The organism is Pseudomonas sp. HY7a-MNA-CIBAN-0227 (assembly GCF_040310325.1).
In the GTDB taxonomy this organism is placed as follows: domain Bacteria; phylum Pseudomonadota; class Gammaproteobacteria; order Pseudomonadales; family Pseudomonadaceae; genus Aquipseudomonas.
On the sequence record NZ_JBEOPT010000017.1, the window covers coordinates 65,509 to 83,994 of the forward strand.

An 18,486-nucleotide genomic window follows, 5' to 3' on the forward strand; every position below is an offset into this window, starting at 1 on the left:
TTGGACGCAGCACAGGGCAAGCGCCAAAAATCGAGCCGTCTCACGATAAGCGTCGTAGGGGCTCAGGACAACAGCGTTGCGAGATCTTGGTAAAAGATCCCACACTACAAAATAATAAAGCCTACAGGAGTCCTCACCGTGAGCCGCCTGCTATTGAACTGCGACATCGGCGAAAGCTTTGGCAACTGGACCTTGGGTCTGGATGCCGAGGTCATGCCGTTCATCGATTGCGCCAACGTTGCCTGCGGCTTTCACGCCGGGGACCCGAGCATCATGCGCAAGACCGTCAGCCTGGCGCTTGAGCATGGCGTGCAAATCGGCGCGCACCCGGCGTACCAGGACCTGGCAGGTTTCGGTCGTCGCTCCATGGCCTACACCCCCCAGGAAATTCAGGACCTGCTGCATTACCAGATCGGCGCCCTCGACGGTATTTGCCGGGCTCAGGGTGGTCGGGTCAGCTACGTCAAACCCCATGGCGCGATGTACAACGACATGATGGCCAAACCGGCCCAACTGCGTGCGGTGATCCAGGCCGTGGCGGCGTACGACGCGAGCTTGCCGCTGATGCTGATGGCCACCCGTGACAACAGCGCGGCCCAGGCCTTGGGCGATGAGTATGGTGTGACCCTTTGGTTTGAAGCCTTCGCCGACCGCGCTTACGACAACGCCGGGCACCTGGTCTCGCGCCAACTGCCGGGGGCGGTGCATCACGACCCTGAAAAAATTATCGAGCAGGCGTTGATCATCGCCCGTGGCCAAGCGCTTGTGGCCAGCGACGGCAGCGCCTTGCACCTGGATGCCAACACCCTGTGTGTGCACGGTGATAACGCCAGTTCGGTGGCGGCGGTCCAGCGCATTCGCGAGGCGTTGAAACCGCGATGAAATTGCGCATTGAAGTGGTTGCCATCGACTGTCTGATGGTGCGCCTGTTTGACTCGATTGCCGAAGACAACATGCCCTGGATGCTCGCCGCCACGCGCCGCTTGCGGGAAGTTTTTGGAGCGGCTTTGGTGGATCTGGTACCGTCCTACACGACGTTGATGGTGCATTACGACCTGACCGAATTGACCCCGGCCCAGGCGCGCGAGCTGATCTCCCACGCATTGACCGACTTGCAGCCTGAACCCAAGGGCAGCGGGCAGTGCCATGTGTTGCCGGTCTGGTACGACCTGAGTGTCGGCCCGGAACTGACGTTGCTGGCCCAGCGCAGCGGTCTGGCGGTGGAAGAGGTGATTCGTCGTCACAGCCAGCATGAGTACCAGGTGTTCGCCCTGGGCTTTGCCCCTGGGTTTGCCTTTATGGGATTAGTGGACGAAATACTCGCGGCGCCACGGCTGAACACTCCACGCAAACGGGTGGCGGCCGGCAGTGTCGGTATCGCCGAGCGACAAACCGCCGCCTACCCGGTGGTTTCACCGGGTGGCTGGAACCTGATCGGCCGCACTCCGGCCAAACTGTTCGACCGCGAGCGCGACGGTTACAGCCTGATGCAGCCGGGGGATACCGTCCGTTTCGAGGCCGTCAGCCATGCCGAGTTCATCAACCAGGGTGGCGATGACACGCCGTTGGAGGCGCAGGTATGAGCCGCTTGTTGATTGAGGCTGGCACTCCGCTGTGCCTGTTGCAGGACGCCGGGCGCTTTGGTGTCAGGCATTTGGGCGTGACCCAGGGCGGCGCGTTGGATTGGGTATCGATGTCGTGGGCCAACTGGCTGCTGGGCAACTCATTGGATGCGCCGGTGGTGGAAGTGACGTTGGGCGGGTTTACCGTGCTGGCAGAGGATTACTGCCTGTTGGCGTTGGCCGGTGCGGACCTGGGGGCTTATGTAGATGAGCGCCTGGTGAGCCCTGGACGCAGCTTTATTCTGCAGAAGGGTCAGCGATTACGTTTTACCCAGCCCTTTAGTGGTGCGCGAGCTTACCTGGCGGCGCCGGGCGGATTTGATGCGCCGAAGGTGCTGGGCAGTTGTGCCAGTGTGGTTCGCGAAGAGCTGGGCGGGTTGGATGGCTTTGGTCGAGCCTTGGCCGAAGGTGCGTACCTGGCCTATTTCGGGACGGGAGGCACTGTGCGGTCGTTGTCCTGCGACCAGCAGCCGAACCTTCAATCCAGGGCGCCGCTGGACGTGATCATCGGTGCACAGATCGGTCAGTTCAGCGGCCAGAGCCTGTTCGACGCATTTAACACCGACTGGACCCTCGATAGCCGTGCCGACCGCATGGGTATGCGTTTACTCGGCACGCCGTTGCAGTATCAAGGCCCGTCGTTGATCTCAGAGGGCATCCCGCTGGGGGCGATCCAGGTACCGCCAGACGGCCAGCCGATCGTGTTGCTCAATGACCGGCAGACCATTGGTGGCTATCCGCGATTGGGGGCGTTGACGCCGTTGGCGCTGGCACGCCTGGCGCAGTGTTTACCGGGTGAGAAGGTGAGGCTGGCGCCGGTGGTGCAGGAGACGGCGCATCGGCAGCAGGTCGAGTATTTGCAGCGGCTTGCTCGGAATTGATCATTCCCACGCTTTGCGTGGGAACGATCATTTAGACAAAAACCGCATCCCCTCTTCCAACCCGCGCAAGGTCAGCGGATACATCTGGTCCTCGATCAAATCCCGAACGATATTGGTCGAGGCCGTATAACCCCAAGTGTCTTTGGGGTACGGATTAATCCAGATCAGCTTCTTGTACTTCGCCATGAAGCGCTGCATCCACACATACCCCGGCTCCTCGTTCCAGTGCTCGACGCTGCCGCCGGCCTGGGTAACTTCATAGGGCGCCATGGACGCATCGCCGATGAAGATCACTTTGTAGTCGGCGCCATACTTGTTCAGCAAATCCTGGGTCGAGGTGCGTTCCGAACCCCGGCGCATGTTGTTCTTCCACACCGATTCATAAATGAAGTTGTGGAAGTAGAAATACTCCAGGTGCTTGAACTCGGTCTTGCAGGCCGAGAACAGCTCTTCGCAGATCTTCACGTGGGCGTCCATCGAGCCGCCGATATCGAACAGCAATAGCAGCTTGATGGTGTTGCGCCGTTCCGGGCGCATCTGGATATTCAGCAACCCGGCATCGCGGGCGGTGTGGTCGATGGTGCCGTCGATATCCAACTCTTCCGCAGCGCCTTGGCGGGCAAACTTGCGCAGGCGACGCAGGGCGATCTTGATGTTGCGGGTGCCCAGTTCCACTGAGTCATCGAGGTTCTTGTACTCGCGCTGATCCCAGACCTTGACCGCCTTGCCCTGGCGCTTGCCGGCATCGCCGACGCGAATGCCTTCGGGGTTGAAACCGCCGGAGCCGAACGGGCTGGTGCCGCCGGTGCCGATCCACTTGTTGCCGCCGGCATGGCGTTCCTTTTGTTCTTCCAGGCGTTTCTTGAACTCTTCGATCAGCTTGTCCAGGCCTCCCAGGGACTGGATCTGCGCCCGTTCTTCATCGCTCAGAGAGCGTTCGAACTCCTTGCGCAACCAGTCCTCGGGAATCAGCGCCTGCAGGTGGTCGTCGAGTTTCTCCAGGCCATTGAAGTAGGCACCGAAAGCCCGGTCGAATTTGTCGAAATGCCGTTCGTCCTTCACCAGGATCGCCCGGGACAAGTAGTAAAACTCGTCCATGTCGGCGAAGGTCACCCGCTGTTTCAGGGCGTTGATCAGGTCCAGCAGCTCGCGCACCGACACTGGTACCTTGGCTGCACGCATTTCATTGAACAGGTTGAGCAACATGGCGATCGCCTCGGATGATCAGCGATTGCCGCGACGGCTCATGAACGCCAGGCGCTCAAGCAGTTGCACGTCTTGCTCGTTCTTCACCAGGGCGCCGGCCAGGGGCGGGATGGCCTTGGTCGGATCGCGCTCGCGCAGTACCGCTTCGCCGATGTTGTCGGCCATCAACAGTTTCAGCCAGTCCACCAGTTCGGAGGTGGAGGGCTTTTTCTTCAGGCCTGGCACCTTGCGTACGTCGAAGAACACGTCCAACGCTTCGCTGACCAGGTCTTTTTTGATGTTGGGGTAGTGCACGTCGACGATTTTTTGCAGGGTGATGCGGTCCGGGAAGGCGATGTAGTGGAAGAAGCAGCGACGCAGGAAGGCGTCCGGCAGCTCTTTCTCGTTGTTGGAGGTAATGATGATGATCGGGCGTTTCTTGGCCTTGATGGTCTCGTCGATCTCGTAGACGTAGAACTCCATCTTGTCGAGTTCTTGCAGTAGGTCGTTGGGGAACTCGATGTCGGCCTTGTCGATTTCATCGATCAGCAGAATCACCCGCTCCTCGGATTCGAACGCTTCCCAGAGCTTGCCCTTTTTCAGGTAGTTGCGTACGTCGTGAACCTTGTCCACACCCAGTTGCGAGTCCCGCAGACGGCTGACCGCATCGTACTCGTACAGGCCCTGGTGGGCCTTGGTGGTGGACTTGATGTGCCAGGTGATCAGCCGGGCTCCGAAGGATTCGGCCAATTGCTCGGCGAGCATGGTCTTGCCGGTGCCGGGTTCGCCCTTGACCAGCAAGGGACGTTCCAGCGTGATGGCGGCGTTGACGGCCAGTTTCAGGTCATCGGTGGCAACGTAGGCCTGGGTGCCTTCGAACTTCATCTATCAATCCTCGAACGTGACGCCGAGCGGCTCCGGGCCGGCCAGCCAAGTATTCAGCATGGCTGCGACTATACCGCGCAGCCCCGGCGACTGTGAACGCAGACGGGCTATTCAGTCTCTGAATGGAGCGTCACATCCTGACTTAGTCCGCGCTGGGTTTGGGCTGTTCATAGCGAGCGTTAAATGCCTGGATAAAGCCGTTGCGTAAAATCTGCCAAAACGCCTGGAACGCGCTGATATCTTGCTGGTGGACGCTGCCATTTAGCTCAACGCGAGTGGCGAACTGGTTCTTGCCTTGGTTTTTCAGCACCGTCTCACTGACGCCGACCAGCGCTTCCCAGATAGAGCGGAAGATGCCCTTGTCTTTGTTTTCCACGTCCTGTTGCCAGTTGAATATTTCGACATCGCGCAGCAATGGCTTTATATAGCCGCTCAACTGGCCTTTTTTGGCCTGGGCTTCGATCACCACGTCGCCGGTGCCTGAGCTGAAGTCGAATCTGCCATAGGCCGAGGCGAAATCATTCATGCGTTTGAGTTGGATGTCTCGGGCACGAAGGCGCAATTCGAAGTCTTCGAAATTGCTTAGCGGGTCGAAGGTGGCCGTGGCTTCGAGCGGCGCATGCCCCAGCAGCAGGGCCTTGCCGTCGAAGCGGGCGTCGCGTTGGCCTTTGACGTCCACCACGTTGGTCAGATTGTAGAAACTGGCGTTGACTTGGGTGGCGTCCATTTTGACCGGCGGCTTGGAATTGAAATTATGGAAGGAAATTTGCCCATCGTTGATGCGCACCTCGTTGAGGGTGATGGGCAACAGTTTTCCCAGTTGCGCCCGCCAGTCAGTGCCTTGACCTGTCTGGGAAGCCTGTTTGTTGGCGCCGCCGTCGACAAAGTTGAGTTCCGGCTTGATGAACTGCACCTCAGCCACCACCGCGTGGTCGTACCACAGCGAATGCCAGCTCACCGACAGGTCGATTACCGGCGCCTTGACGAACGGTACCGGTACCTTGCCGTCGACCTTGACGATCTGCAGGCCGTTGATGCGGTAGGCGCCACGCCACAAGGCCAGGTCGACATCGGTCACCTGTCCACGGTAATCGCCCATGTTGGCGATTTTTTCATTCAGGTAATTGCGTACCAGATAGGGCAGGACGATATCCAGCGCCACCAGTAGCAGCACAAGCCCGGCCACGGTCCAGATTGGCCAACTGTATCGACGTTTCATAGAGGGTTCTCCAGCGGTATAGGTGGTTGACTGCGCCTGGCTCTGGACGTTCGTCTTGACTGGACGCCTTGAGGCACGAGGCATACCCTTGGGGCCTTCCTAAAAGCTGCTTTAAGGACCCCGTTATGAGCCGCATTTTTGCAGACAACGCGCACTCCATCGGTAACACGCCCCTGGTTCAGATCAACCGCCTCGCGCCTCGGGGCGTGACGATTCTGGCCAAGATCGAGGGGCGTAACCCTGGGTACTCGGTGAAATGCCGGATCGGCGCCAACATGATCTGGGACGCCGAAAGCAGCGGCAAACTCAAGCCTGGCATGACCATCGTCGAGCCTACGTCGGGCAATACCGGGATCGGCCTGGCGTTTGTCGCCGCTGCCCGTGGCTACAAGTTGCTGCTGACCATGCCGGCCTCCATGAGCATCGAGCGGCGCAAGGTACTCAAGGCCCTCGGCGCCGAACTGGTGCTGACCGAGCCGGCCAAAGGCATGAAAGGTGCCATCGAAAAGGCTGGCGAGATCCTCGCCAGCGACATGACCAAATACTTTATGCCGGCCCAGTTTGAAAACCCGGCCAACCCGGCAATCCACGAGAAAACCACTGGCCCGGAAATCTGGAACGACACCGATGGCGCTGTTGATGTGTTGGTGGCGGGTGTAGGTACCGGCGGCACAATCACCGGGATTTCCCGCTACATCAAGCTGACCCAGGGCAAACCGATCCTTTCGGTGGCTGTGGAGCCGATCAGTTCGCCGGTGATTACCCAGGCGTTGGCTGGCGAAGAAATCAAACCCAGCCCCCACAAGATCCAGGGGATTGGTGCCGGTTTCGTGCCGAAGAATCTTGATCTGTCGATGGTGGACCGGGTTGAGTTGGTCAGTGACGACGAGTCCAAGGTTATGGCCCGCCGCTTGATGCAGGAGGAGGGGATTCTTTGCGGTATCTCCTGCGGCGCGGCGATGGCGGTGGCGGTGCGTCTGGCAGAGAAGCCGGAGATGCAGGGCAAGACTATCGTGGTGATACTGCCGGACTCCGGTGAGCGTTACCTGTCGAGCATGTTGTTCAGTGATTTGTTTACCGACCAGGAAAACCAGGCTTGAGATGCTAATGAGCAGGGTTGTGCCCGTTGTTTCAGGGTTGACCCGTGTCAGCCCTGTTTTGATGTGCCTTATGCATAATTGACCGCTTTCGCGCGGCCCTTAATACCGATTGTTGGATTGCGCGGGTTTTTCCGAAGGCCTGGAGTGTTTATCATGGCCGTCTGCTATGTCTGGTTTCCCGTCAATGGGAGTCTGTGGACCAGACGCCTATTTCCAGGAGTTGCTGCATGACCTTTTTTTTGGTTGCCAAGCTGTCGGTGTTGCTGCTGTTTATTGGCAGCACGCTTTATGTGCATTTGCGCGGGAAGGCACGTTTGCCGGTGTTGCGTCAGTTCGTCAACCACTCGGCGCTGTTCGCCCCGTATAACGCCTTGATGTACATCTTTTCCGGCGTGCCGTCCAAGCCGTACCTGGATCGCAGCAAGTTCCCGGAACTGGACGTGCTCAAGGACAACTGGGAAGTGATCCGCGACGAGGCCATGCACCTGTTTGACGAGGGCTACATCCGCGCCGCCGACAAGAACAACGACGCTGGGTTTGGCTCGTTCTTCAAGAAAGGCTGGAAGCGTTTCTACCTCAAGTGGTACGACAAGCCGCTGCCATCGGCCGAGTTGCTTTGCCCGAAAACCGTGGCTCTGGTCAGCAGTATCCCCAACGTCAAGGGCGCCATGTTTGCCCTGTTGCCTGGCGGTAGCCACCTCAACCCGCACCGGGACCCGTTTGCTGGTTCCCTGCGTTATCACCTGGGCTTGTCGACGCCCAACTCTGACGATTGCCGCATCTTTGTTGATGGCCAGATCTACGCCTGGCGAGACGGCGAAGACGTGATGTTCGACGAGACCTACGTGCACTGGGTGAAGAACGAAACCGAGAAAACCCGGGTGATTCTGTTCTGCGACATCGAGCGGCCATTGAGCAGCCGACTGATGACGCGCATCAACCGCTGGGTCAGCGCCCAACTGGGTCGCGCCACTGCTCCGCAGAATCTTGACGATGAGCGCGTTGGAGGGATCAATCGGGCCTATGCCTGGAGCAAGCGTTTCAGCGACAGCTTCAGTGGTGTAATCAAACAGTGGAAGCGTCGCCATCCAAAGGCCTACCGTGTCATGCGGCCGGTGCTGGCGGTGGTGGTGTTGACGGCGTTGGGGTATTGGTTGTTTGGTTGAGTGTTTTTCAGGCATAAAAAACCGCTCGGATGAGCGGTTTTTTTATGCTTTTTATTTGTCAGGGCTGCCAGCCAATAGGCTTGGTTCTTCAATGCTTCCTGTCATGGTCGCATTGAGGAAGCGAGGCCTGTCACCCATTGTCCTTACTGGTCTTTTGGCGAAGTCGTTGCAAGGCATGTCGCCGGATGGTTATAGTCGGCACTCGGTGTTTCACAGCACCCTCCACCTCTTCAAAAAAGATCAGCCCATGCCAGCTTCCCAGCGCATAGCGGTAATCGATTCAGCGGTCAACGCTGTGGTCGTGCCGTGCGGGAATCAGCAGCCTGCGCAGATCGGCCAGTATCCCCCACCTGTCAGTAGCACGCCGGTGTACGCAGTCGTATCACCGCCTGGCGTTGGCATTTCGGGCTGATCAGCTACCTGCTGCTCTCCCGCGCCCGCCTGAAAAAAACTACTGAATTTCAGCCTTTGCTGAGTTGGCTTTTTGCCTGATCACAGGTGGTACCCATGTCTGTTCTTTCGAAACAATCCGTGGCCGCGGCGGCCTCGACGAGCCTGTTTGTCCTGCTGTGGAGCAGTGGGGCGATTTTCTCCAAGCTGGGCCTGGCCCATGCTTCAGCCTTTGCCTTTCTACTGATTCGTTTTGCCATTGCCCTGCTGGGGCTGGTGATCCTGGTGTCGATCCTCAAGCTCAAGCTGCCACAGTCGGGCAAGGCGATGCGTTATGCGGTTGCCACCGGCCTGGTGTTGTTGGGGGCCTATCAGATTTTCTATCTGTTGGCCCTGGATCTGAAAGTCACCCCTGGCGTCATGGCGACCATCATGGGCGTGCAGCCGATCCTGACCGTGGTGCTGGTGGAGCGCCAGCGCTCCTGGAGCCGGATGTTCGGCCTGGCGCTGGGGTTGGCGGGGTTGATCATGGTGGTCTACCAGGGCATCGGTTTGTCCGGCATGTCCCTGGCAGGGATGCTCTTTGGCCTGTTGGCCCTGGCGAGCATGACCCTGGGTTCCATCATGCAGAAACGCATCACCGATAACCCATTGGGTACGCTGCCGGTGCAGTACTTGGCAGGTTTGTTGTTGTGCTCGGTGTTTGTGCCGTTCCAGCCCTTTCACTTCGAACACAACGTGGGGTTTTATGGGCCGGTGTTGTGGATGGGGTTGGTAGTCTCGCTGCTGGCGACGCTGCTGCTTTACCGGCTGATCGCCAGGGGCAATCTGGTGAATGTCACCAGCCTGTTCTACCTGGTGCCGGCGGTGACGGCGGTGATGGATTACCTGATCTTTGGCAACCGGCTGGCGATGTTGAGTCTGCTGGGGATGGGGCTGATCATCGTTGGGTTGGTGTTCGTGTTTCGTAAAAGCTGATCGGTAGCTGAAGGGGCGACTGATCTCGCCCCTACAGCTTCTTGGCCAACTTCCCCGGCCTGAGCACCAGCCACAACGCCCCCGCAATCAACACCCCGCCATACAGATGGGCCATGGACAACGGTTCATCCAGCAACAGCGCGCCCCACAACACCCCGAATGGCGGAATCATGAACGTAACAGTCATGGACTTCACCGGCCCGATGGAGGTCAGCAAACGGAAGTACAGAATGTAGGCAAAGGCCGTACACACCAGCCCCAATCCCAGCAAGGACAGCCATACGTTCCAGCCCCCCCAACTGGCTGGCGGCTGGCTGATAGCGCTGTAGGCAAACCATGGCAGCAGAAACAGCGTCGCGCCGAGCATGCTACCCAGGGCGGAAAGTCGACTGTCCAGGCCTCCCTGTTGATCCAGCCAGCGCCGGGCGAGAAACCCTGCGAACCCATAGCAGGTGGTCGCCAGTAGGCAGGCGAGGGCGCCCATCAGCAGTTCCATGTCGAATGCCATCGGTCCTGCGCGGGTCAGGATGCCGACGCCAAACAGACCCAGGCACACCCCGGCAATCTTCGACGGTGTCAGCCGCTCGCTGAAAAACAGCCCGCCAATCAACACGCCCATCAATGGCGTGGTTGCATTGAAGATTGCCGAGTAACCCGCCGGCAATACCTGGGCGGCCACTGAGTACATGGTCGCGGGAATCCCCGAGTTGATCACTCCCAGCAACAGTACGGTCTTGAACTTGCCTTGAAAATCCCAGCGCACCCGCATCATGGCGAGGATCACCAGCAGGCCGGTGGCGGCAATCGAGACCCGAAAGAATGCCGTAGGAATCGTGCCGATTTCCGGGGCGATAATCCGCATGAACAGAAAGCTTGCGCCCCAGATGGCGGCCAGCACCAGCAGGTGCAGGGTGTCGACAGGTCTCACGGACAACTCCTTTTTAACAAGGCCGAGAGTGTTGCCTACCGACCTACCTGACACAATCGCTAATAACTATTTAATGTACGAAATGAACAAAGGTGTACAGGGCGAGCTGCAAGATTGCGCTTCTCCTGCTCCCCTACACTGGCTAAGCTCAGGTCTTCCGAATGCCCGCAGAGGTCTCCGATATGCCGCAGCAAACGCCAGCCATCGACACCGCGCTCTCCATCGCAACAGTGATCCTCGATGGCTTCGACGACTACCGCGAGCATTTTCGCCAGATCACCGACGGCGCCCGGCAGCGCTTTGAAAAAGCCCAGTGGCAACAAGCGCAAGTGGCGTCGGCGGCGCGTATCAACCTCTATGAAGAGAAGGTCGGCGAAGTGACCGCACGGCTGCAGGCAACCTTCGATGATGAGCCGCTGTTCGACGTCAAATCCTGGCCCTTGGTGAAAAGCGCCTACATCAGCCTGATCGACCTGCGCTTTGACGATGAACTGTCGGAGACCTGGTACAACTCGATCTTTTGCGGGCTGTTCAGCCACGACCTGATCAGCGACGGCTGCATGTTCATCCACACCACCCGGCCAAGCCTGCGCCGGGCCCGTGCGGCGCAAACCCGCATCTACAAGCCTCAAGGTAAACTTTCGGGCATGCTGGAGCAGATCTTCGCCGACTACAGCTTTAGTGAGCCCTACGCGGACTTGCCCGCCGACCTGCGCCGACTCGAAGGACAGTTGCGCGAAAACCTGCCGGATTGGGTGTGCAAGGACCCGGACCTTAACGTTGAACTGTTTTCCTCGGTGCTCTACCGCAACAAAGGCGCTTACCTGGTAGGGCGTATCTATACCCGCGACGAGCAATGGCCGCTGGTGATTCCGCTGCTGCACCGAGAGGGGCGCGGTATCCAGATCGATGCGCTGATCACCGACGAAGCCGATGTGTCGATCATCTTCTCGTTCACCCGTTCCTATTTCATGGTGGATGTGCCGGTGCCAGCGGAGTTTATCGGCTTCCTCAAGCGCATCCTTCCGGGCAAGCATATCGCCGAGTTGTACACCTCCATCGGCTTCTACAAACACGGCAAGTCCGAGTTTTACCGGGCACTGATCAACCACCTGGCCACCACCGACGACCAATTCATCATGGCGCCCGGCGTGCGCGGCATGGTCATGAGCGTGTTTACCCTGCCGGGCTTTAACACTGTGTTCAAGATCATCAAGGACCGCTTTTCACCGTCAAAAAACGTCAACCGCGCCACGGTGATCGAGAAGTACCGGTTGGTGAAGAGTGTCGATCGGGTCGGGCGCATGGCCGATACCCAGGAGTTCGCCGACTTCCGCTTCCCCCTGAGCAAGTTCGAACCCGAGTGCCTGGCCGAACTGCTGGAAGTGGCGGCGGGCACCGTCGAGCTTGAAGGCGACACAGTGTTGATCCGCCATTGCTGGACGGAGCGGCGCATGACGCCGCTCAACCTCTACCTGGAAAACGCCAACGACGCCCAGGTGCGCGAAGCCCTGGAAGACTATGGCCTGGCGATCAAGCAACTGGCGGCGGCGAATATCTTTCCTGGCGACATGTTGCTGAAAAACTTTGGCGTGACCCGTCACGGTCGCGTGGTGTTTTATGACTACGACGAAATCTGCTTTCTGACCGAAGCCAACTTCCGCCATATCCCGGCACCGCGTACTCCGGAAGATGAAATGGCCTCGGAGCCGTGGTATTCTATCGGGCCGCTGGACGTGTTTCCCGAGGAGTTTCCACCGTTTCTGTTTGCCGATGCCGGCCAACGCCGGCTGTTCGACGAATTGCACGGCGAGTTATACAACGCCGATTACTGGAAAGGCCTGCAGGAAGCGATTCGAGCCGGGAAGGTGATTGATGTGTTTCCGTATCGGCGCAAGGGGTTGGATAACGAGTAGGGTGGCAGGCGAGCTGCTGCCCTGGGTTGCTTGGTTATGTGGGCTCCCACTGGCGACTCAAAGGCTCGTTGTCGGCGGTGCCGTTGTTCAAGGCTTGCAAATGCGCCTCATAGCCGGCCCTGACGGACGCCGGTACGCCAACCACTGGTGTCTGCACGGGAAGCTTGCTGGCCCCTTCGGTGACTACCTTGTCGATAAAGTTCTGGTGACCAAGGTGGCGGGTGCCTATCACCTCATCAATGAAGCGGCTGGCCTGGGTGTTGTTGATGTTGGGGTATCGATCGGCGATACCGGCTCGCAGCATGGTGCGATCGTCGGCGGTGAAGTTGTTTTCGCCATTAGCGACATAAGCAGGCATCAGTCCTGACAGGGCGGCGGTGGAGGCCTTCACCGTGCCGAGCTGAGGAGAAACAACCACCGACGGCACCTGGTTCAACGTCTGGTTTTCCACTTCTCCCGCGACGCCGCGGGCCCCTTTTTTATCGATGGCTTGCTGCTGGAAATAGTCGCGAGCCGCCAGGTAGTCCGATACTTGATTGTGTAAGACCTGCATCGTTGGGGCAGTGGCCGTGTTTACCGGCCAGGTTTGCAGATGAGCCTGAATGTCTTGCGAGCTTGCACCCTGAAGTATCAGCCGTGACAGCTCTTTGCCGGGTTGGCCTGGAAGCTTTTCCAGTTGCTGGAAAATTCGCTCGGCCGCATGGTCCAGATAGCTGTGCTGAACATTTTCGGCCAACTGCGCTACCGCTGCGCCGACTATGATCAGGCCGTTGCTGCTGTTGCTGCCTCGGCTTTGCAGACCCACCACCGTCTTGAAGGGCTGGTCGCTGTAGACCTGATCGTAGTCGTAAACAGGCTCCAGCTTCCCAAGCAGCTCGCCCAGGATGGCGCCGGCGCTTCCCGATTTTTGGATATCCTGCCCCAGGGCATACACGTAGTAGTCGGCGTTCAGGGTTTTACGGGGTTCTTGAGGCTTGTCGCCGGGTATGCTGTAGCTCAGCCGCAACGGCGGGCCTTTTGTGTCAGCGTTTGGGCGGATGTCCAGTGCATCGACTGAAATCAGGTTGTTTTTTGCTACCACGGGGGCAAATTTCAGTTGATGTCCGTCCAGCAGCACCGGCTTGGTGTTGCGGATCAGCCAATCGACTTTCGCCCCCAACTCTGCGGCGCGCTCGACCGCGTCGATACCGGCGTTGGGGCCGTGCACCACTACCGTCTTGCCGGCGAACTTTTCAGGATTCCTATCGGTGGCCCGCATGAACTCGTCCAGGTCCAATACATTGCTGCGCAAGGCCTCCTGCTGATGCAGGCGTATATTGCCCAGGCGTTTTTCCGCCAGGGTCTGTGGGCCGTCGTTGTTCCATAGGCTGGTGTGTGGGCCGGCGCCCATACCCAGCACTACTTGGCGGCTGTCCAGGGCCTGGCCGTTATCCAAGCGGATTTGATAGGTGCCGTTTTTCAGTTGGCTGATGGATATGACCTGCGCGGGCAGGTGTTCTGCCCCCAGCTCTTTTGCTCGCTCCAGTTGGTGCTGGTTACCGGCTGCAAACTCGCCCCGATCAGCGTAGCCGGGGTCGTAGGTGGGTGCCTGCTGACCCCATTGGCTGATGATTTCATGTTGGTGATTGATGTAACCCTGGCCACGAACATTCGCCGACCATGGTTCTTCCTGGCCGATAATGCTGACCTTACCCCGCAAGGGCGATGTCTGGCCGTCTGCGGCAAATCGGCTATTCAGTTCATTGGCCAGATAAGCCACGCTGCTGCCAACGCCGACAAAGGTCAGGTCACGCAATCGATGAGGATCAAGGGGCTTGTCGACGTTGACAATAGCTTGGCTTGTTGTCGTGGTTGGCGTGAGGTGTGCAGCGCCTGCCCCTGAGGGCTGTGGGTCATGCAGTGTCTTTCCGAGTAGCATCAGGACAATCCTTTTAAAAGACCTCATCCACAGGAATAAAAAACTCTTCCCCGGTGTTGCCTATCGCAAGTGCTGCGAATATCAACGCCTCATTAGAGCGGTTCTCTCAATGGGAGCCGTAAGGATTGTTCTGAGTAAGTCCTGCTATATGTTCCCAACTTGAGTAGGAAGGCTCCTCAAAGGCGAAACGGACACCGGTGACAGACTCGTCTTTGCACGCCAAAGTCTGCGACAATCGCCCCCCTGAATTTTGCCGATCATGTCACCGCAGGCTTCCCCTGCCTTACTAAAAAGACCTTTGCGTACCTGATGACTGACCAAGCGCCCGCTATCGACCAACTGCTGAAAAACCTTGATCACGCCATGCTCGCTGACCGCCAGCGCTTGCGTCGGCAGTTGCTTGAGCTGCGCAAGAAGCCCGATGAGGACAAGCTTGCCCAGTGGGTGACACGCATGCAGGCTTCCTGCGCCCAGGTAGAGGCGCGGCGCGCGAGTCTGCCGCTGATTCGCTATGACGACAGCCTGCCCATCGCCGCCAAGCGCGACGAGATCAAGGAAGCGCTGCTCAAGCATCAAGTGCTGATCATCGCCGGTGAAACCGGCTCGGGTAAAACCACGCAATTGCCGAAGATTTGCCTGGAGATCGGCCGTGGCCAATACGGCTTGATCGGTCATACCCAGCCCCGACGAATTGCCGCGCGCAGCGTGGCGAGCCGGGTCGCTGAAGAGTTGGCTACACCGTTGGGCTCATTGGTCGGCTATCAGGTGCGGTTCGAGGACCAAAGCGATTCCAACACCCTGATCAAACTGATGACCGACGGCATACTGCTGGCGGAAACCCAGAACGACCGCTACCTCGAACGCTACGACACCATCATCGTCGACGAAGCCCACGAACGCAGCCTGAACATCGACTTTCTGCTGGGCTATCTGAAAATCTTGCTGCCGCGTCGCCCGGACCTGAAAGTCATCATCACCTCGGCCACCATCGACCTGGAGCGCTTTTCCAAGCATTTCAACGATGCGCCGATTGTCGAGGTTTCTGGCCGTACCTTCCCGGTAGAAACCTGGTACCGCCCGCTGACCCTGGAACAGGACGAAGAGGGCAACCGTATCGAGGACGACTTGACGGTGGACCAGGCGATTCTGGCCACCCTCGATGAAATCGCTGCTTTTGAGCGCAGCGAGCGCAAGAGCCCTGGCGATGTGCTGGTGTTCCTGCCCGGCGAGCGAGAGATTCGCGATGCCGCCGACATGCTGCGCAAGGCCCAGCTCAAACACACCGAAATCTTGCCGCTGTATGCGCGCCTGTCCCCGGCTGAACAGCAGCGGATTTTCCAGTCCCATCCAGGCCGGCGCGTGGTGCTGGCGACCAACGTCGCTGAAACCTCATTGACGGTGCCGGGCATTCGCTACGTGATCGACAGCGGTACCGCGCGCATCAGCCGCTACAGCTATCGCGCCAAGGTCCAGCGCCTGCCCATCGAAGCTGTGTCCCAGGCCAGCGCCAACCAGCGTAAAGGTCGTTGCGGACGGGTCGAGCCGGGCATCTGCGTGCGGTTGTACAGCGAAGAAGATTTTATCGGGCGCCCGGAGTTCACTGACCCGGAAATCCTGCGTACTAACCTCGCAGCGGTGATCCTGCAGATGCTGCACCTGCGCCTGGGCGAGATCACCGATTTCCCGTTTATCGAGCCACCCGATGGCAAGGCCATTAGCGACGGTTTCAACCTGCTGCAAGAGCTGTCGGCGGTGGACCGCAACAGCCAGCTGACGCCGATGGGCCGGCAACTGGCGCGCCTGCCGGTGGACCCGCGCATGGGCCGCATGTTGCTGGAAGCGGCCAAGCTTGGCAGCTTGCAGGAGGTATTGATCGTGGCCAGCGCCATGTCGATCCAGGACCCGCGCGAGCGCCCGCCGGAGCGCCAGCAAGCGGCTGATCAGGCCCACGCGCAATGGAAGGACATCGATTCCGACTTCGCCGGGCTGGTCAATCTGTGGCGTGGCTTTGAAGAGCAGCGCCAGGCATTGACCGCCAGCCCACTGCGCAACTGGTGTCGCAAGAATTTCCTGAATTACCTGCGTTTGCGCGAATGGCGCGACTCCCATCGCCAATTGAGCCTGATCTGCCGTGACATGCAGTTGACCCTCAATAAAGAGCCCGCCGACTACCCGAAATTGCACAAGGCGGTGCTGTCTGGCCTGCTCAGCCAGATCGGCCAGAAGACCGAAGACGGCGACTATCTCGGCGCCCGTCAGCGGCGCTTCTGGATTCATCCGTCCTCGGGGCTGGGCAAGAAACGCCCGCAATGGCTGATGGCCGCCGAACTGGTGGAAACCACCAAGCTGTATGCGCGGATGGTGGCCAAGATCGATGCCGACTGGATCGAGCCTTTGGCCGGTCACCTGATCAAGAAAAACCACTTCGAACCTCATTGGGAGAAGAAGCGCGGGCAGGTGGTGGCTTTTGAACAGATCACCCTGTTCGGGCTGATTGTGGTGGGCCGCCGGCCGGTGCATTACGGGCCGATCGATCCGGTCACTTCCCGCGAGCTGTTTATCCGCGACGGCCTGGTGCGTGGTGAGATCCTGTCCCGGGCCAAGTGCCTGACCGCCAATACGCTGCTGCTGGAGCAGCTCGACGAACTGGAAGCCAAGGCTCGTCGCCGTGACATTCTGGCGGACGAAGAAACCCTGTTTGCCTTTTATGACGCGCGCTTGCCGGCGGAGATTCACCAGACCGCGACGTTCGACAGTTGGTACAAGGTCAACAGCCAGAAAGACCCGCAACTGCTGATCATGCGCGAAGAAGACGTGCTGGCCCGCGAAGCCAGCGAAGTCACTGCCGCCCATTACCCAGACACCCTACACCTGGGCGACCTCGCCCTGGCCTTGAGCTATCACTTCGAACCCAACCATCCCCGGGATGGTGTGACCTTGCGTGTGCCGGCGCCGCTACTGCCGGCCTTGCCCGCCGAGCGCCTGGAATGGCTGGTGCCCGGCGTGATCGAAGCCAAGTGCATCGCCTTGGTGCGCAACCTGCCCAAGGCCCTGCGCAAAAACTTCGTGCCGGTGCCGGACTTCGTCAAGGCGGCGCTGCAACGCATCGAATTTGCCAACGGTTCGCTGCCACAGGCCCTGGGGCGCGAGTTGTTACGCATGACCGGCGCCCGGGTCAGCGATGAAGCCTGGGCCGAGGCTGCGCAGCAGGTGGAAAACCACCTGAAGATGAACCTGGAGGTGGTCGACGGCCAGGGCAAGTTCCTTGGCGAGGGCCGCGACCTGGCTGAGTTGACCGCGCGATTTGCCGAGGCCAGCCAGGCCGCCTTGGCGGTACCGCAGACCGCGAAAAGCCAGCAGCCGGTGGAGGCCAAGGTGTTCGCCGCCGTCGCGGAGAAAACTCAAGCGAAGATCGCCGGGCTGTCGATGACGGTCTATCCGGCGCTAGTGGAAGAAAACGGCACGGTCAAGGAAGGACGTTTCTCCACCGCCGTCGAAGCCGAGTTCCAGCATCGCCGCGCTTTGCAGCGTTTGCTGATGCAGCAATTGGCCGAACCGGCGAAATTCCTGCGGGGCAAGTTGCCCGGCCTGACCGAGCTGGGGCTGATGTACCGCGAATTGGGGCGTATCGATGCGCTGGTGGAAGACATTCTGCTGGCCAGCCTCGACAGCTGCGTACTGGAAGGGGAAGCGAGCCTGCCCCGCGATGGCGCCGGTTTGGCGGCCTTGGCCGAACGCAAACGGGGCGCTTGGACCGAGCACGCCGAGCGTCTGGCGCGCTTGACCCTTGAGGTGCTGAAGCTGTGGCACGCTCTGCAAAAACGCTTCAAGGGCAAGATCGATTTGGCCCAGGCGGTGGCGCTCAATGATATCAAGCAACAGTTGAGTCACTTGGTGTACCCAGGCTTTGTGCGGGAAACACCGGCGCAATGGTTCAAGGAGTTGCCGCGCTTCCTCAAGGCTATCGAGTTGCGCCTGGAGAAACTCCCAAGCCAGGTGCAGAAGGACCGGGTCTGGAGTTCTGAACTGAGCGGTTTATGGAGTCAGTACCAGACGCGCCTGAACAAGCACACCCAGGAAGGCAAGCGCGACCCGCAGTTGGAGCTATACCGATGGTGGCTGGAGGAATATCGAGTGTCGTTGTTTGCCCAACAATTGGGAACAAAGGTGCCGATTTCTGATAAGCGCTTGAGTAAACAATGGAGCCTGGTGGAGGCGTGACCTGAATTTCGGGGGCGGGGCGCTATCGCAAAAGGCGCCAAAGCCCCCGGTTTATGGCAAACTTCGCCGCTATAAAT

13 protein-coding genes are annotated in these 18,486 nt (G+C 59.3%); 8 read left to right on the forward strand and 5 right to left on the reverse strand.

What is annotated here, in order from left to right; genetic code table 11:
• The first annotated feature begins 138 nt into the window (after positions 1–138).
• The 3 genes from AAEZ06_RS22940 to AAEZ06_RS22950 are packed head-to-tail and all read left to right on the forward strand — an operon-like array spanning position 139 to position 2,503.
• Positions 139–882: a 5-oxoprolinase subunit PxpA gene (locus AAEZ06_RS22940; protein ID WP_149412169.1), complete on the forward strand. Its 744-nt coding sequence runs from the start codon at positions 139–141 to the stop codon at positions 880–882.
• Positions 879–1,583, forward strand: a complete 705-nt coding sequence (gene pxpB / locus AAEZ06_RS22945) for a 5-oxoprolinase subunit PxpB (protein ID WP_149412168.1) — start codon at positions 879–881, stop codon at positions 1,581–1,583. Before AAEZ06_RS22940 ends, pxpB begins: the two co-directional genes overlap by 4 nt.
• Positions 1,580–2,503: a 5-oxoprolinase subunit C family protein gene (locus AAEZ06_RS22950; protein ID WP_149412167.1), complete on the forward strand. Its 924-nt coding sequence runs from the start codon at positions 1,580–1,582 to the stop codon at positions 2,501–2,503. Before pxpB ends, AAEZ06_RS22950 begins: the two co-directional genes overlap by 4 nt.
• Before the next feature lie 27 nt (positions 2,504–2,530).
• Here AAEZ06_RS22950 and AAEZ06_RS22955 read toward each other — a convergent pair whose 3' ends face one another.
• The 3 genes from AAEZ06_RS22955 to AAEZ06_RS22965 form a co-directional block, all read right to left on the reverse strand.
• Complete coding sequence (locus AAEZ06_RS22955) at positions 2,531–3,709, reverse strand: vWA domain-containing protein (RefSeq protein ID WP_133101833.1); 1,179 nt, start codon at positions 3,707–3,709, stop codon at positions 2,531–2,533.
• Positions 3,710–3,727: 18 nt separating this feature from the next.
• Entirely contained in the window at positions 3,728–4,573 is an 846-nt protein-coding gene (locus AAEZ06_RS22960; RefSeq protein WP_133101832.1) for an AAA family ATPase, read from the reverse strand.
• A gap of 142 nt (positions 4,574–4,715) precedes the next feature.
• Positions 4,716–5,792 carry a DUF748 domain-containing protein gene (locus tag AAEZ06_RS22965; protein ID WP_149412166.1) on the reverse strand — a complete coding sequence of 359 codons (1,077 nt, stop codon included), beginning with the start codon at positions 5,790–5,792 and terminating at the stop codon, positions 4,716–4,718.
• Positions 5,793–5,917: 125 nt separating this feature from the next.
• Between AAEZ06_RS22965 and cysK the strand changes: the two genes are divergently transcribed.
• From cysK to AAEZ06_RS22980, 3 genes are all read left to right on the forward strand, one after another.
• The gene (gene cysK / locus AAEZ06_RS22970) at positions 5,918–6,892 is read left to right on the forward strand and encodes a cysteine synthase A (protein WP_149412165.1); all 975 of its coding nucleotides are present in this window, start codon (positions 5,918–5,920) and stop codon (positions 6,890–6,892) included.
• A 227-nt stretch (positions 6,893–7,119) separates the two neighbouring features.
• A complete protein-coding gene (locus AAEZ06_RS22975; protein WP_149412164.1) occupies positions 7,120–8,058 on the forward strand; it encodes an aspartyl/asparaginyl beta-hydroxylase domain-containing protein in 939 nt (312 codons plus the stop codon).
• Between the two features lie 507 nt (positions 8,059–8,565).
• Positions 8,566–9,426, forward strand: a complete 861-nt coding sequence (locus tag AAEZ06_RS22980) for a DMT family transporter (RefSeq protein WP_350616393.1) — start codon at positions 8,566–8,568, stop codon at positions 9,424–9,426.
• Positions 9,427–9,457: 31 nt separating this feature from the next.
• On the opposite strand, the gene AAEZ06_RS22985 is transcribed toward AAEZ06_RS22980, so the two are convergent.
• Entirely contained in the window at positions 9,458–10,354 is an 897-nt protein-coding gene (locus tag AAEZ06_RS22985; RefSeq protein ID WP_149412162.1) for a DMT family transporter, read from the reverse strand.
• 182 nt (positions 10,355–10,536) lie between these two features.
• Here AAEZ06_RS22985 and aceK point away from each other — a divergent pair, with 182 nt between their 5' ends.
• Positions 10,537–12,270: a bifunctional isocitrate dehydrogenase kinase/phosphatase gene (gene aceK / locus AAEZ06_RS22990; RefSeq protein ID WP_149412185.1), complete on the forward strand. Its 1,734-nt coding sequence runs from the start codon at positions 10,537–10,539 to the stop codon at positions 12,268–12,270.
• A gap of 34 nt (positions 12,271–12,304) precedes the next feature.
• On the opposite strand, the gene AAEZ06_RS22995 is transcribed toward aceK, so the two are convergent.
• Positions 12,305–14,188, reverse strand: a complete 1,884-nt coding sequence (locus AAEZ06_RS22995; protein WP_350616395.1) for an NAD(P)/FAD-dependent oxidoreductase — start codon at positions 14,186–14,188, stop codon at positions 12,305–12,307.
• A 309-nt stretch (positions 14,189–14,497) separates the two neighbouring features.
• Here AAEZ06_RS22995 and hrpA point away from each other — a divergent pair, with 309 nt between their 5' ends.
• Positions 14,498–18,409, forward strand: a complete 3,912-nt coding sequence (gene hrpA, locus AAEZ06_RS23000; RefSeq protein ID WP_350616397.1) for an ATP-dependent RNA helicase HrpA — start codon at positions 14,498–14,500, stop codon at positions 18,407–18,409.
• Positions 18,410–18,486 lie beyond the last annotated feature (77 nt).

Excerpts from the sequence above, each read along its gene's own strand:
- pxpB (WP_149412168.1), top strand. The coding sequence starts at position 879 with ATGAAATTGCGCATTGAAGTGGTTGCCATCGACTGTCTGATGGTGCGC.
- AAEZ06_RS22950 (WP_149412167.1), top strand. The coding sequence starts at position 1,580 with ATGAGCCGCTTGTTGATTGAGGCTGGCACTCCGCTGTGCCTGTTGCAG.
- AAEZ06_RS22955 (WP_133101833.1), bottom strand. The coding sequence starts at position 3,709 with ATGTTGCTCAACCTGTTCAATGAAATGCGTGCAGCCAAGGTACCAGTG.
- AAEZ06_RS22960 (WP_133101832.1), bottom strand. The coding sequence starts at position 4,573 with ATGAAGTTCGAAGGCACCCAGGCCTACGTTGCCACCGATGACCTGAAA.
- AAEZ06_RS22965 (WP_149412166.1), bottom strand. The coding sequence starts at position 5,792 with ATGAAACGTCGATACAGTTGGCCAATCTGGACCGTGGCCGGGCTTGTG.
- cysK (WP_149412165.1), top strand. The coding sequence starts at position 5,918 with ATGAGCCGCATTTTTGCAGACAACGCGCACTCCATCGGTAACACGCCC.
- AAEZ06_RS22975 (WP_149412164.1), top strand. The coding sequence starts at position 7,120 with ATGACCTTTTTTTTGGTTGCCAAGCTGTCGGTGTTGCTGCTGTTTATT.
- AAEZ06_RS22980 (WP_350616393.1), top strand. The coding sequence starts at position 8,566 with ATGTCTGTTCTTTCGAAACAATCCGTGGCCGCGGCGGCCTCGACGAGC.
- aceK (WP_149412185.1), top strand. The coding sequence starts at position 10,537 with ATGCCGCAGCAAACGCCAGCCATCGACACCGCGCTCTCCATCGCAACA.
- AAEZ06_RS22995 (WP_350616395.1), bottom strand. The coding sequence starts at position 14,188 with ATGCTACTCGGAAAGACACTGCATGACCCACAGCCCTCAGGGGCAGGC.
- hrpA (WP_350616397.1), top strand. The coding sequence starts at position 14,498 with ATGACTGACCAAGCGCCCGCTATCGACCAACTGCTGAAAAACCTTGAT.